Here is a 13,986-nt window from a genome sequence, read left to right as displayed (position 1 = left end):
AATGCTGATGGACGTACTCCTCGCGCGCATCCAGTTTGCCGCCAATATCACGTTCCACATTCTGTTCCCCTCGATTTCGATCGCGCTGGGCTGGGTTCTGCTGTTTTTCCGGCTGAAGCACCTGCGCGCGACCGACCCGCAGCGGAAGCTCGATTGGCTGCGTGCCTACCGGCTTTGGACGAAAATATTCGCGCTGACATTCGCGCTCGGGGTCGTCAGCGGCGTTACCATGAGTTTTCAGTTCGGCACCAACTGGCCGGGCTACATGGAGCGCGTCGGCAATATCGCCGGCCCGTTGCTCGGCTATGAAGTGCTGACCGCATTCTTTCTGGAAGCGGGTTTCCTCGGCGTGATGCTGTTCGGCCACCGCCGCGTCGGAGAGATGGTTCACCTTGGATCGACCTTTCTGGTCGCCCTCGGTACGCTGCTGAGCGCGTTCTGGATCCTTGCCCTAAATTCCTGGATGCAGACGCCGGCGGGATACGAAATCATCGATGGCCAGTTTCACGCCAGGAACTGGCTGGAAATCATCTTCAATCCGTCCTTCCCGTATCGCCTGATCCACATGGTGCTGGCGTCCGCGCTGACCTGCGCGTTCCTGCTCATCGGGATCAGCGGCTGGCAACTTCTGAAGGGCGTCGCGACGGAGAGCGCATCACGTGTGCTGCGGACCGGGCTCGTGTTCGCTGCCCTGGCCGCGCCCGCACAGATGGTGGCCGGCGACCTTCATGGGCTCAATACACTTAAACATCAGCCACAGAAGATCGCAGCGATGGAAGGTATCTGGGAAACAACGCGGGGAGCGCCGCTTCTCCTGTTCGCGATCCCGGACGACGCAACGAGATCAAATCGCTTCGAACTGGCCATACCAAAGCTCGCGAGCCTGATCCTCCGGCACGACGCTGACGGCGAAATCAAGGGACTGAACGAGTTTCCATCGGCCCATCCGCCGGTCTTTCCGGTGTTCTGGTGCTTCCGGATCATGGTGGGGACCGGCATCCTGATGCTGCTGGTCAGTTGGATCGGCCTGTGGAGACATTGGCGCGATGGCTGGGATTTTGGCCGGATGCCGCGGCCAATGCTCAAGTTGTTCGCGGCAATAACCTTTGCCGGTTGGGTCGCGACCATCGCAGGATGGTACGTCACGGAGATCGGACGCCAACCCTTCATCGTTTCCGGCCTCATTCGAACGAGCGACGTCGCCTCGCGTGTCCCGTCATCGAGCATTGCCCTGACGCTAGGTATCTATATTGCGCTCTATGTCGCCTTGCTCGTCGCCTATGTCGGCGTTCTGAAATACATGGCGGAGACGGCGGACAAACCGAAGGGCGTGGCCGGTTCGGAGGACCTCGCTGGCGGCCCGCGCCAGTATCAGCGCGAGGGAGAATTCGCATGACCTCGATGTCTTTCGACGAACTGCTTCCGCTGATCTTCATCGGGCTGATGGGCGTCTCGCTGCTCGTCTACGTCGTGAGCGACGGATACGACCTTGGGGTCGGCATGTTGATGCATCGGGCGACGTCTGACGAGCGAGATACCATGGTCGCCTCCATCGGCCCGTTCTGGGACGCCAATGAAACCTGGCTGGTGCTCGGCGTCGGCCTTCTTTTGGTTGCCTTTCCGAAGGCGCATGGGCTGGTGCTGTCGGAACTTTATCTGCCGACCGCTCTCATGCTGGTTGGCTTGATCTTGCGCGGCGCGGCCTTTGACTTCAGGGTCAAGGCAAAGACCAACCGGAAAGCGATGTGGGATCGCCTGTTCATTGCCGGGTCGATGCTGGCATCGGTGTGTCAGGGATGGATGCTCGGCCGCTATATCAGCGGCTTCGGCGAGGGCTGGAATTATCCGGTCTTTGCCGGCGCAATCGCGGTGGCGCTGCCGATGGCCTATGCGCTGCTCGGTGCCACATGGCTCGTGATGAAGACGGATGGGCAGCTCCAGGACAAGGCGATCCAATGGAGCAAGATCGCCTGGCCGCCCATGGTGCTGGGTCTGATCCTGATCTCAATGGCAACACCGTGGATCAGCGAGACCGTTCGCGTCAGGTGGTTCACCCTGCCGGCGATGATCGCGGTGGCGTCGATCCCGATCACGGCCGCAATTGCGCTGCTGACGGTGCGGCTCCTGCTCGGTTCGCAAGCCGTGCGTGGCAGCCTGTGCTGGCTGCCTTTCGCGCTGCTGGTGCTCGTCTTCTTCCTGAGCTTCCTCGGGCTCAGCTACAGCATCTATCCCTTCATCGTGATCGACCGGCTCACCGTCTGGCAGGCCGCCAGCAGCCCCGAGTCGCTCAAGATCATCCTGGTCGGGGTTTGCATCACGCTGCCTGTCATTATCGTCTACACGGGATTTTCCTATCGCGTATTCCGAGGCAAAACCATAGAGTTGGACTATGCCTGAGTGGTCGTCTGTCGTAGCCGACACTCCCCGGATTTGTTTGGTTCACAGCATGACGGACCTTCCATCCCTGGTGGACGTCAAGGGGAAGCCCGGAGTCAGCTCGGCGATGCCCAATTCGACGCGCTGGCTGGTTCGCGGAACAGCCGCCCTCGCGCTGGTCGTGGCCGCTTCGTGGCTCGGGTATACCGTTGCTTTCCAGCGTGGGCTGGACCAGTTGCACATTGCCGCGCAGCAGCGGCTGGCGATGGAAGCAGCAAGACTAGACGCTCATCTTTCGAGATTTGAATTCTTGCCGTCATTGCTGGAGACATCGCCGAGCGTCTTCCAGCTGCTTGGCTCTTCGCAGGATGCCGCGCTGCAGCAATCGGTTAGCCTGTATTTGAAGTCGATCAATCTGCTTGCGGGGGCCGACAACCTCTACGTTCTAGATGTTTCGGGAGACACCTTGGCAGCGGCCGATTTCGAGCAGCCAGGCACGCCGGTTGGCCGAAACCTGTCGTACCGCCCATATGTGAGCGAAGCTCTCGCGAGCGGCCGAGGAGCGTTCTTCGGTATCGGTATTACGAGCGCACGCGCTGGCTACTATCTCTCCTACGCCCTGAAGGAGGGCGGCGCGACCAGGGGGGTCGCCACCGTCAAGGTCAATCTGGATTCGTTCGAGCGTGAGTGGCGCAATACTGAAGGAGACATTCTTCTGCTCGACGAGCGCCAGGTCACCATACTCGCTTCTCGTGACGAGTGGCGCTATCGGCCGATGGCACCGCTGTCGGTGCAGATGCGAGATGACATTTCTCGATCCAAACCTTACGGCAACCACGACCTGACGCCGCTCGGATGGACCGTGGTCGCTCAATCCAAAGGCGGCGCGCGTATCACCACCGAGAGCGGAACCGCTTATACGCTCAGCGAGCTTCCAATTAACCGGGGCCTCTGGAAGCTCGTCCTTCTCGACGACGAAGCGCCTATACGGCAGACCGCGCTGGTCATCGGCGCGATGTCGGGCCTCGCGTCCATGGTTGCGTTGCTGGCAGCTGGTCTCGTGATGCAACGCCGGAGAGAGATCAGGCAACGCCTGGCCAGCCAGGCTGCGTTGCAGGCCGCGCACGACATGCTCGAGACCAGGGTGCAGGAGCGAACTGCCGAACTGCGGGCCGCGCAGGATGAACTTGTCCATGCCGGAAAGTTGGCAGCCCTCGGCCAGATGTCAGCCGGCATCGTTCATGAGCTGAACCAGCCCCTGGCGGCCCTGCAGACTGCCGCTGACAACGCGATTTCGTACGTCGACCGCGGGTCGATCAGCGACGCCCGTGGCAATCTCACCCGGATCGGCGAACTGGTGCGTCGGCTCGGGCGCTTGACCAGCCAGCTTCGGGTCTTCGCCTACAAGTCGAGCAGCCCGCTCGATACGGTCTCCGTCGAACATGCCATGGCTGAATCTCTCAAGATCCTGGCCGGGCGTGTCAAAGAGGGAGGCGTCGACGTTGTGACGGACATTGACGCCGATCTCTGCGTTCTTGCCGATCAGACGCGACTCGAGCAGCTGTTCTGCAACATCGTGGCGAATGCCCTGGACGCTGTGGAGAGCGCGGCGCAAAAGTCTATTCTGATCCGGGCGAGGCGGGAAGACGGACAGACCGCCCGTTGCCGCATCACCATCAGCAACAGCGGCCCGGCAATTGCGCCTGATGTTCTCCAGCGCATGTTCGAGCCGTTTGTAACGACCAAGCCTGCAGGAAAAGGACTCGGCCTTGGACTGATGCTCTCCAACCACATCGCGCGCTCTTTTGGTGGCGAATTGCGTGCGCGAAACCTCGGGCCGTCTGGAGCCGAATTCATCGTGATCCTTCCACTCGCTGACCCAACAGGGGCTTCGCATGGGCGATGACCAATCAATTGGCGTGATCTACGTCGAGGACGATGACGATGTCCGGATTGGCGGCATTCAGGCCCTCGAGCTTGCGGGATTCTCGGTTTCAGGTTTCGTCTCGGTCGAAGCCGCCGATGGAGCTCTTCGCTCCGAAATGCCATTTGTCGTGGTCTGCGACGTGCGCCTGCGCGGCAAGAGCGGGCTTGAATGGCTGTCGGATCTGCGGCGGCTGGATCAGGATCTTCCCATGATCCTGATCACCGGGCATGGCGATATTTCAATGGCCGTACACGCGATGCGGACGGGTGCCTATGACTTCATCGAGAAGCCATGCTCGTCCGAGCAACTTGTCTCGGTGGTGCGCAGGGCAGTCGAAAAGAGGCGGCTAACCCTCGAAGTTCGTTCGCTGAGATCCGCCTTGGCGGATCGCCAAGGCATCGAGGCAAGCCTGCTGGGCCGATCGCCGCAGATCCAGGAAGTGCGCAGGCTGGTCTCCACGCTGGCTTCGACGAATGTTGACGTCACGATCTATGGCGAAACCGGAACCGGCAAGGATGTCGTCGCGCGCTGCCTGCACAATCACAGCGTACGACGTGGCGGACACTACGTCCCAGTGAACTGCGGGGGGCTGCCCGAGTCGCTTGTCGAGAGCGAGCTGTTCGGCCACGAGGTAGGCGCATTCACCGGTGCGACGCGTCAGAGGATCGGAAAGATCGAATACGCGAATGGCGGAACGCTGTTCCTCGACGAAATCGAAAGCATGCCGCTGAGCGTGCAGGTGAAGCTGTTGAGATCGCTGCAGGATCGATCTATCGAGCGCGTCGGCTCGAACAAGCCGATCGCCGTGGATTGCCGCGTGGTAGCGGCGAGCAAGGTGAACCTGCTCGAGTTGAGCGACAAGAAGGTTTTTCGCGCCGACCTCTACTACCGCCTGGGCGTCGCCTTTATCGAGCTTCCGCCGCTTCGGGAGCGGCGCGAGGATATTCCGTTGCTGTTCGAGCATTTCACGCTGGATGCCGCCCGAAGGTTCGAGCGTGACGCGCCGATTTTGGACGACAAGACCATGTCCGCGCTGTTGGCCTATTCGTGGCCGGGAAACGTGCGGGAGCTTCGCAACGTCGCCGATCGCTTTGTGCTTGGCGTTCTCGATGGCAAGGCGATCAACAAATCCGGCTTTGGCACATCGGATGTGTCGTTGCCTCGACAGTTGGAGAACATCGAGCGATCTATCATCGAGGACGCGCTGCGGCGCAAGCAGGGCGACGTCCAGGCAACTGCGGCTCTCCTGGGTATCCCAAAGCAGACATTGTACGACAAGATCAAGCGTCTTTCGGTGAATGTTGATGGTATCCGCGAGGGCTCAATCGTTCGCTCTGGATCCTGACGATGATGATTCAGCCAGGCGCGCCATCCCGATGGGCTTGCCGGCCGATGTCACGCGATCGCTCCGACATGCGGGCGCATGGCGTCTAACAGACGGAAGGGCGCCGGACTAGAAGCCCCGGGGACAGGAAACAACAAGCATCCAATTTGCAGCGAGGGTAACTGATGAATCGGCCATTTAACATGCCGGACGAATTTGTCGACGGGTTCATGAAGGCGGGCGCGAGCCTGTGGCGGTCTCTGGGGTGGATACCGGGCGCCGATGGAGATGGTACGAAGTTAACCTCCGCCCTGGGTTCGCCGGGACGCATCGCCGAATTGCAGGCCGAGCATCTGATACGCATGTACCAACTCACCGAGCACGTCATCAAATCGGCCGCAGGCGTTCAGGCCGAGGCCGCACTGGAACCACCACGCGGCGATCGCAGGTTCAGCGCAACGGAATGGCGGGACAACGCGCTCTACAGTGTGTTGAAGCAGGCCTACCTGCTGAACTCGCGCTATTGCGTCGATTTCGTCGAAGCGCTGGATCTGGAGGAGAAGGAAAAACACCGCCTGCGCTTCTTCACGCGCCAGCTCGTCGAGGCGATGAGCCCGACGAACTTTGTCGCCACCAATCCCGACGTCATCAAGCTGGCGACGGACACCGAAGGCCAGAGCCTCAAGGCCGGTTTCGACAATCTGATCGCAGATCTCGGCAAGGGCAATCTGACGATCACAGACGAGAGCGCGTTCGAGGTCGGAAGGGACGTCGCGGCATCCAGAGGGGCGGTCGTATTCGAGAACGATCTTTTTCAGCTCATTCAGTATGAACCAGCGACGGAGCGGGTGGCTGTGCGGCCTCTGCTGATCGTGCCTCCCTGCATCAACAAGTTCTACATTCTTGATCTTCAGCCGGCCAATTCCTTCGTCCGGTTTGCGGTCGAACACGACCTGACGGTCTTCATTGTTTCCTGGCGCAATCCGGATGCCTCTTGCGGGCATTTTGGATGGGATGACTACGTCGAGCATGGCGTAATGCGCGCCATCGAGATCGCCCGATCGATTTCCGGCGCCGACAAGGTCAACGTGGTCGGCTGGTGCGTCGGAGGAACCATCCTGTCATCGGCACTCGCCATTCTCAGGACGCGAGGCGATGAATCGGTCGCTAGCGTGACGTTGCTGACGACCATGCTGGATTTCCGAGAGCCTGGCGATCTCGGCGTGTTCGTGGACGAGGAGAGCGTGCGGCAGCGCGAGCAGACGATCGGAAACGGCGGCATCTACCGCGGCGCCGAACTGGGTTTCGTCTTCCAGACCCTGCGTTCGAAAGAGCTGATATGGCCGAACGTAATCAACAATTACCTGAAGGGAAAGCCGCCGGAGCGTTTCGATCTTCTGTTCTGGAACGCCGACGTCACCAATCTGCCGGGACCGATGTATTGCTGGTATATGAGGAACATGTACCTGGAGAACAATCTCCGGGAGCCGAACCGGCTGACGATGTGCGGCACATCAGTCGATCTGGGGCGGGTCGATCTACCTGGCTATGTCCTGGCTACCGTCGAGGATCACATCGTGCCGTGGCGATCCGCCTATCGCACGACCGGCCTGTTCAGCGGCGACATTCGCTTTGTCCTCGGCGCGAGCGGGCATATTGCTGGTGTGATCAATCCGGCATCGAAGAACAAGAGAAGCTATTGGGTATCGACCGATCGATGCGACGACCCGGCAGCGTGGCTGGCGAGTGCGGATGAGAAGCCGGGCAGTTGGTGGATTGACTGGATCGGCTGGCTCAAGCCGTGGGCGGAGGAGCAACTGCCGGCGCGCACGCAGCTCGGCAGCAACCTCTATCCGCCCGGCGAATCTGCGCCCGGGCGATATGTGAAAGCGAAGGCGAGTTGACAGCAGCTATGGCGCACATGCCTCAAAAATCGGTTGTGAGAGCGTGGTCGCTTACCCGCGCGAACAAGTCAAAGCTGCAGTTTCGCCTTGGTGATACACATCGATCTGCAGACCAAAGAGATTTGGCGCATCCAACACGATTCGAACGTGTGACCTTGCCTTCGGAGGGTGATACTCATTATTCGAGCCCAATATGGGCCGAAGCTTTCGCAAGCCTGCGGTCTGATAGCGCAAACGCCAACCCCGGAATCGCCGCCCGCAGGTCTCCTTGCTCTATCACCGCCAAAACTACGATGGTGCTTGTTCTGTCCTAGGCGTAGCCAGACCAGCACGTTACTTTGCGGTCGAGGCAAACGGGATTGGTAGAGAAGGTCGGGACTAGCGCGGTACTGCACGAGCTCATTCGGTACTGCAATGCTGTGCCGGACAAGGCGCGGCACATCGAGGGACGAACAGATGATCGATCTAAGCATTTGAAGTAAAAGGAAAATGCCCCAATAGTCAGCTTCGAATTTCTGTCGATCCAAAAATCAGCTATTCCCCGATCGGACGATCAAGCGAAATAACATCAACATGTTAGCGAATCGATTTTGCATTGCACCCATGATGGACTGGACCGGGACATCTCAAAGAGCGAAGCGCGATCAGCACTTAAGCAGGGTCGTTGTCAGCGATGCTGTACCAAATGCCGTACCGTCCGACTGACGATTTCTCTTTAGCGAACAAAATTCTGCGTCAGGCGGCGTAGGCGGCCACAGAGAGTAGTAGACGTGTCCGGAATCTGAGCGATCGATCTTGCCCTGAACTTCACGATAAAGCTTGGAGGAGTGTTGGCGTGGGTTGGTAGCGCTCCCCCGATTCGAACCCCAATATTGAGACAAGACCGAGCGTCGCGCGAATGTCACTTGCGCTTAGCGTGCGCCAACCGAGCAACGCTTGAGTGGAACGCGACTGGAGGGCGGCGTGCATGATGTGTGCACCGAGAGATCCAAGAAAATCGAGCAACATCCAGCATGCGGAGGCCGAACTGAACATGCTGCGCTGTCACGGGAGGGTTGATGTTTCGGGAGGGGGAGCGCCTGAGCGACGGCCCGTGCTTGCTGAAATGGAAGGGAAGGCGGCGTCAAGATGACCGGCGCGATGTACAATTTGGAGACGGATGCGGTGGAACTCGGCTCCGAAAGCGGGCCAAATGGAAAACCGTCAGAGCATGTTCGATTCCCGTCTCATGCCATTAATGCCGCTCGTGCAACGATTGGCGCCGTCTCGACAGGCGCGGCACCGTCGAGAAAGGCTTTCACGGTGGTGCGAGCGCGCAAATCGATTTCGGAAAGCGTTGGTATGTCGCCGAGCTGAAGCACGGCCTCCAGATGGACGTTTCCGTGGAGCATTCCAAGGAACTGGCGGGCGCCGGCTTCGCAATCCGCAAGATCGATTTCGCCGGCCTGCTTGGCTTTTGCCAGAATTTTCGTAAGGACTGCGATGGCCGGCGTAGGGCCATGTTGCGCGTAGGCCCGTGTCGCATCGGGGTAGCGGTCCGCTTCGAGGATGGCTGTGTAACAGACCTCCAGCAACGACGGTGTCATCATCGTTTCGAGAAGATTGCGTCCAATGATGATGAGCAGTTCCCTTAGTGGCAAAGAAAGCTGGTCGGCACTGACACTCAGTGCGTTGGACGAGTAATGGCTGACGACTTTGGTGAACTGGTCGACGAGAAGTTGCTGCACGTTCTCGCGCCGCGTTGATCTTTCGCGGAGTAGCTGCCGGTAGAGACCGTGCGGCGTCCATGTCCAGCTCGGTCGGCCCAGCAAGAACGCCGAGAGAACCGCGCAGTTGGACCAGCCGCAGATCTGACTCGCCTTTCCCGGGACCGCTTCGCGCACGCGAAGGATATCGCCCGTGGCACCCCACCGGAGAAATCTGACGGCATCAGCCGGCGGCAGGATGGTCACCATCATTCGCGTCCACCACGGCTCCACAAGCAGCCAGCTCCCCGTGCTTATGGGTCGCATGGCAAAGACATGCTTATGCCTGTGATGGACGAAGCGATGCCACCATTGCCGTCGAAGGCCGGGCACGAAACAGACGATCCAGTCGGCGGGGTCGACCGTCACCAGGGATCCATTCTCGTCGATGCTGTTCGCCAAGTCCGCCGGGACGTCGCCGACGACCTTCAGTCTTGAAGGTTTCTCTCTCGGGCCAGACCGTCTTAACCGGGCAATATCATTAGCTGCGCTCATCGCTTCATGCTCCTCGTGCTCGGCATCCATGAATGAAGCTTTCGATCCTGGCTCTGACGCGGTCGGCGGCCGCGCCCTCCTGGCGCATTGCAGGAGTCAGCATCAGTGCCTGGTAGAGCGGTTCCCTCAGTAGCCCCAGCAATTGCTCGGCGTATAGCTGAGCGTCCGATATCGACAGGATCCCCCGCTCATTTGCTGCGGACAGAAACTCCCGCAGCTTGAGTGTGACAATCGCTTGCCCCGCCTCGTGCACCCGCTTCTTAAGCGCAGGATTGCGTGCACCTTCGGTCATCATCATCCGAATGAACCCGACCAGGGTGGTCGAGTATTCCTTCCAGGCAACGCGTCCGAACGCGATGAGTGTTTCGCGTGCATCGTCTACGGTGCCGGGGCGCGCTCTCCTCAGCAATGGCTGCGATATGAGGGAGGCTTTGTGTTCGGCGATCGCGACGATGAGATCGTCGACGCTCTCGAACGCCGATAGAATGTCTTCCTTCGAGCATCCGCTTCGATCCAAGATACTATCGAGGTCAGCGGGCGCGCCGCTCGGATTGGCGAGAGCCTCGCTGACCGCCAGCACGATCTCGGCGCGAGGGTCCGGCCTCGATACGGCATTGTCTTGTCGGGAAGATTTCGGCGCGGGATGTGTCATGTATGGCTCCTCGGTCCGGGCTAACTGCGCCACGCGTATCTTCGCGTGCAGGGCGAACGCGATCTTGATGGTGACCAGCACGGGCGCAGCGATGACGAAAAGAAGAGCGACTGCAGCGAACGCGGTGTCGAAAGCGATCACCGTGGATTGACCAGCGAGGGCTCGACCCAACAGACCCATCGCAGTCCGGCCGGCGGCTACGCTGTCCATCCCTCGTGCCGCGAGCATGGCACTCATCGTCGTCAGCCGCTCGCTGACCGCAGGAAGGCCTGCGGTCACACTGGCGCCGAGCACCGTGGCATTGGCGGTGACATTGTGATCGATCATTGTCTGGAGTCCGGCTACCCCCATGAGGCCACCGAACTGGCGCCCCGCGTTGAAAAGACCGATGCCGGACGCTCGATTGCGGTTGTTGAGGTCGATGAAAGCGATAAGGGTGATCGACAGGAAGAGGAAGCCAAGTCCAAAGCCGCGTAGCAGGATGGCGGCCATCATGTCGTCGGCGCCACTTTCGCTGGTCGAGCCGGACAGCATCCACATCGCGGCCATGATCATCAGGATTCCGAACGGCACCGTGGCGATAGGGGAGCGCCTCTGACCTGCATGAGAAAGGCAGCAATGAGGAGCGCGCCGACGAAAAGCGCGCCGCTCGGCAGCAGTAGCTGGCCGGCGTCGGTAGGCGTGAACGCGAGTACGGACACGGCAAATGACGGGATCAGGAACGCGCTCCCGAACAAGGCGGCACCGGCGACGAAACTGACGATGAAGGCGAAGGAAAAATCGCTCGACCGGAACAGGGTGAAATCCAGCAGGCCTTGGCTTTTGGCCATTACCTGTTGGCCGAGAAACGCCAGCAAAGCGGCTGCGCCGATCACGGTCAGCCACACGATGCGAGGCTCCTCGAACCAGCGCCATCGACTACCCTGATTGAGAACATAGGTGAGGCAGAGAAAGGTAACTGATATCAGTAGGAAGCCGGCCCAGTCGAACGGAGGCCGCGCAGTCGTAATGGGTCTCGGGCCCTCCGCGATCAATAGAAGTCCGATGGCGGCGAGCGCCACCGGAACAACGCCGAAGAAAATCCATGCCCACGACTGGCTGTCGATCAACCATCCCTGGAGCGCCGGGGCGATGGTCCCAGGAGCGACGACAGACCCCATCGCAAACAGTGCCTGCAGGATTGGCTGGCAGGATCGCGGATAGGCGAGAAAAAAGATCGACTGCCCCGCGACAAGCAAGGTGCCGCCGGAGAAGCCCTGTATCATGCGGAGTGCGACCAGCAGATCCAACCGATATGTGATGGCGGCGATGCCGCAGGCCGTGCCCATGACCAGCGTCGAACCGATGATCAGGCGGCGCGGACTGATGCGCGTCATGAGCCAGGAGGCGGCCATGAACCCGATCAGCTTCGTTGCGGTGTATCCGATGTCCAGCCAGGCGAACTCGTCGGGAGTCGCATGGGTATCGCCAATGATGTCGTTGCGCCCGAGCGACAGGACGGTGCTTGCGATCGCCTCCGTCAGAGTGGCGAGCACGATGCCTGCGACAAGAATGCTTCCTGCCGCGCGCCTGTCGTAGCCTGGCGTGGCGTCGGCGATCGCGGTCATGTGCCGCTTCCTCGATCGATCTCCACACGCGCGGACAGTCCGGGCACGACGCGACCGGGCAATGGATTTCTGGCGAAGCGGATTTTCACAGGCACGCGTTGAACGACACGAATGAAGTTCCCCGTCGCATTGTCGGTGGGGAGCAGGGTGAACGCTGATCCGCTGCCGGGCGCAAAGCTGTCCACCACGCCTTCAATCGTCTGGTTCGGATAGCCGTCCACTGTGATGCGGGCGCGCTGTCCGGGCCGGATATGTTCGATCTGACTTTCCTTGAAGTTCGCCACCACCCACACATCCTTGACCGGAACGATGTCGAGCAGGGAGGTGCCCGGCGCGACAAGCCGGCCGACGCGGACCTGGCGGTTGCCGACGACGCCGTCGACCGGCGCATGCACCACGGTATGGTCGAGATCGATCTGGGCGAGATCGCGTGCGGCGTGCGCCTGCGCCACTGCAGCAACTGCAGCTTCGCGCTGGCTGGTAAGGACGGCGATGCGTTGCCGCTGGGCCTCCACCGTTGCCGACGCCGCCGACACGCCCGCCTCGGTTCTCGATAGCGCCGCATCGCTTTCATCGACCTGCGCCTGGCTGACGGCGTTGGTGCGGATCAGCTCACGGCGGCGATCGGAGGCCTTGCGGGCCAGCTTCATCTCGGCCACGCTCGCAAGTCTTTGAGCTTCGGCCTGCCGTATCAGGGCGTGCTGGAGTTGGGTCTCCGCATCGACATTGGCGAGGCGGGCTTGAGCGGCTTCGACATTGGCCTCGGCTTGCGCAAGGCGTGCGCGGTAGTCCCGATCGTCGATCCGGAACAGGGCGTCGCCTGCACGAACGGTCTGGTTATCCTGAACCTCCACGGCTGTGACGTAGCCCGCAACCTTCGGCGCGAGCGAGGTCATGTCGCCGCGAATGTAGGCGTTATCGGTGAACGTCTCGTTCGAACGGGCATAGGCCCAGCCGCCAGCCACGACGGCGACGGCACCGAGGCACAGCAACAAGCCGACCACCTTCTTCTTGTTAAGATGCACCACGATACCCTCCTGCAACAGTTGTTTTCGCTGAAGCGACTGCTCACTCACCCGGGCCTACCGTGCGGTCCAGCCGCTTCAAACCTAGTTGCGCACCGTTATGGCCTTCCTATATGTCGCGGGGTCATCGAGGATCTTGACCATATACTCGGCCACGTCCGCGCGGGTGGCTGCTGAGGTGATGTTCCAGCGCAGAGCGGTCCCCGCCTTCAGGTTTCCGCGAGCACGCTTGAATGTCAGCGTTGCCGGTCGAACGATCGTCCAATCGCAGTCACTCTCCCGAACAGCTGCCTCCTGCTTTTCCTTGTCTGCCATCACCTCCTTGAGTGCCAGCTTGACCATGAAGCCTGCGCCGAAGCTCCCGGTGTGGTAGCTCTCACCGACACTCACCGAACTCTCAACGATGAGTCGGCCCCGATCTGGAAGCATGGCGGCCAGAATGTTCTTGGTTCCCACCGAGCAAACCGGGACACCGCGCTGGCGTCGACCCCGATCCTCTTTCGCCTGAGGTATCATTCCCAACGTGCAGATGACCGCATCCGCCCCTTTGACCGCAGATGCCACCGAGGCCGGATCCATTGCATCGCCCTTGACGATTCTGAGATTCGGATGCGTCAAGGGCATGCGCTTTGGATCACGGACAAAGGCAGCGACGACGTGACCCGCGGACAAGGCGGACTCAACAACGAGCCGTCCTGTCGACCCCGTTGAACCAAAGACAACGACGTTCATCACACCCTCCCGTCGCGCGGGTTCGAAGCGCGATCACCGTGCGGAGTGGTTTGGTCCGCGAAGCCAGCAGCATCTTTGCGCGGACACCCAGGTAGCGCCCGGGTCATCAACGGGAGCGCGCACTCGCCGTGGAAGGTGGCTTCCTTGACATGCATGTCCACGCAGAAGGCGCAGCCCTTGAGCTGCGAGGCGCGCAGGG

Annotated in this window: 9 protein-coding genes and 2 pseudogenes; 5 read left to right on the top strand and 6 right to left on the bottom strand. The window is 60.6% G+C overall.

Going from position 1 to position 13,986, the window contains the following annotated elements; genetic code table 11:
- The first annotated feature begins 1 nt into the window (after position 1).
- The 5 genes from ACFXS9_RS01910 to ACFXS9_RS01890 all read left to right on the top strand — a co-directional run bounded on the left by ACFXS9_RS01910 (position 2) and on the right by ACFXS9_RS01890 (position 7,531).
- Positions 2–1,396: a cytochrome ubiquinol oxidase subunit I gene (locus tag ACFXS9_RS01910; RefSeq protein ID WP_392684501.1), complete on the top strand. Its 1,395-nt coding sequence runs from the start codon at positions 2–4 to the stop codon at positions 1,394–1,396.
- The gene (locus tag ACFXS9_RS01905; RefSeq protein ID WP_392684498.1) at positions 1,393–2,397 is read left to right on the top strand and encodes a cytochrome d ubiquinol oxidase subunit II; all 1,005 of its coding nucleotides are present in this window, start codon (positions 1,393–1,395) and stop codon (positions 2,395–2,397) included. Before ACFXS9_RS01910 ends, ACFXS9_RS01905 begins: the two co-directional genes overlap by 4 nt.
- A gap of 49 nt (positions 2,398–2,446) precedes the next feature.
- Positions 2,447–4,282 carry an ATP-binding protein gene (locus tag ACFXS9_RS01900; RefSeq protein WP_392684495.1) on the top strand — a complete coding sequence of 612 codons (1,836 nt, stop codon included), beginning with the start codon at positions 2,447–2,449 and terminating at the stop codon, positions 4,280–4,282.
- Complete coding sequence (locus tag ACFXS9_RS01895) at positions 4,272–5,648, top strand: sigma-54-dependent transcriptional regulator (protein ID WP_392684492.1); 1,377 nt, start codon at positions 4,272–4,274, stop codon at positions 5,646–5,648. The genes ACFXS9_RS01900 and ACFXS9_RS01895 overlap by 11 nt, the downstream gene beginning before the upstream one ends.
- 164 nt (positions 5,649–5,812) lie before the next feature.
- On the top strand, positions 5,813–7,531 hold the full coding sequence (locus ACFXS9_RS01890) for a PHA/PHB synthase family protein (protein ID WP_392684490.1): 1,719 nt from the start codon (positions 5,813–5,815) through the stop codon (positions 7,529–7,531).
- Positions 7,532–8,757: 1,226 nt separating this feature from the next.
- Here ACFXS9_RS01890 and ACFXS9_RS01885 read toward each other — a convergent pair.
- The 6 genes and pseudogenes from ACFXS9_RS01885 to ACFXS9_RS01860 all read right to left on the bottom strand — a co-directional run.
- Entirely contained in the window at positions 8,758–9,258 is a 501-nt protein-coding gene (locus ACFXS9_RS01885) for a TetR/AcrR family transcriptional regulator C-terminal domain-containing protein (protein WP_392684487.1), read from the bottom strand.
- A gap of 517 nt (positions 9,259–9,775) precedes the next feature.
- On the bottom strand, positions 9,776–10,423 hold the full coding sequence (locus ACFXS9_RS01880; protein ID WP_392687192.1) for a TetR/AcrR family transcriptional regulator C-terminal domain-containing protein: 648 nt from the start codon (positions 10,421–10,423) through the stop codon (positions 9,776–9,778).
- Between the two features lie 33 nt (positions 10,424–10,456).
- Positions 10,457–12,030 (bottom strand): annotated as a pseudogene (locus ACFXS9_RS01875) (DHA2 family efflux MFS transporter permease subunit); the annotation flags it as partial.
- Positions 12,027–13,058, bottom strand: coding sequence for an HlyD family secretion protein (locus tag ACFXS9_RS01870; RefSeq protein WP_392684484.1), 1,032 nt, complete (start codon positions 13,056–13,058; stop codon positions 12,027–12,029). The gene ACFXS9_RS01870 and the pseudogene ACFXS9_RS01875, both read right to left, overlap by 4 nt.
- 81 nt (positions 13,059–13,139) lie before the next feature.
- A complete protein-coding gene (locus tag ACFXS9_RS01865; RefSeq protein ID WP_392684481.1) occupies positions 13,140–13,787 on the bottom strand; it encodes an NAD(P)-dependent oxidoreductase in 648 nt (215 codons plus the stop codon).
- A 107-nt stretch (positions 13,788–13,894) separates the two neighbouring features.
- Positions 13,895–13,984, bottom strand: a pseudogene (locus tag ACFXS9_RS01860) (carboxymuconolactone decarboxylase family protein); the annotation flags it as partial.
- Between the last annotated feature and the right edge of the window lie 2 nt (positions 13,985–13,986).

This window comes from Bradyrhizobium sp. RDI18 (genome assembly GCF_043203335.1).
GTDB classification, from domain to species: domain Bacteria; phylum Pseudomonadota; class Alphaproteobacteria; order Rhizobiales; family Xanthobacteraceae; genus Bradyrhizobium; species Bradyrhizobium retamae.
The sequence above is the reverse complement of the archived record's forward strand: the minus strand, read 5'-3'. Positions and strand labels throughout refer to the sequence as shown.

What these genes read in the sequence shown, in the direction of transcription:
- ACFXS9_RS01910 (WP_392684501.1), top strand. Translation starts at nt 2, where the DNA reads ATGCTGATGGACGTACTCCTCGCGCGCATCCAGTTTGCCGCCAATATC.
- ACFXS9_RS01905 (WP_392684498.1), top strand. Translation starts at nt 1,393, where the DNA reads ATGACCTCGATGTCTTTCGACGAACTGCTTCCGCTGATCTTCATCGGG.
- ACFXS9_RS01900 (WP_392684495.1), top strand. Translation starts at nt 2,447, where the DNA reads ATGACGGACCTTCCATCCCTGGTGGACGTCAAGGGGAAGCCCGGAGTC.
- ACFXS9_RS01895 (WP_392684492.1), top strand. Translation starts at nt 4,272, where the DNA reads ATGGGCGATGACCAATCAATTGGCGTGATCTACGTCGAGGACGATGAC.
- ACFXS9_RS01890 (WP_392684490.1), top strand. Translation starts at nt 5,813, where the DNA reads ATGAATCGGCCATTTAACATGCCGGACGAATTTGTCGACGGGTTCATG.
- ACFXS9_RS01880 (WP_392687192.1), bottom strand. Translation starts at nt 10,423, where the DNA reads ATGACACATCCCGCGCCGAAATCTTCCCGACAAGACAATGCCGTATCG.
- ACFXS9_RS01865 (WP_392684481.1), bottom strand. Translation starts at nt 13,787, where the DNA reads ATGAACGTCGTTGTCTTTGGTTCAACGGGGTCGACAGGACGGCTCGTT.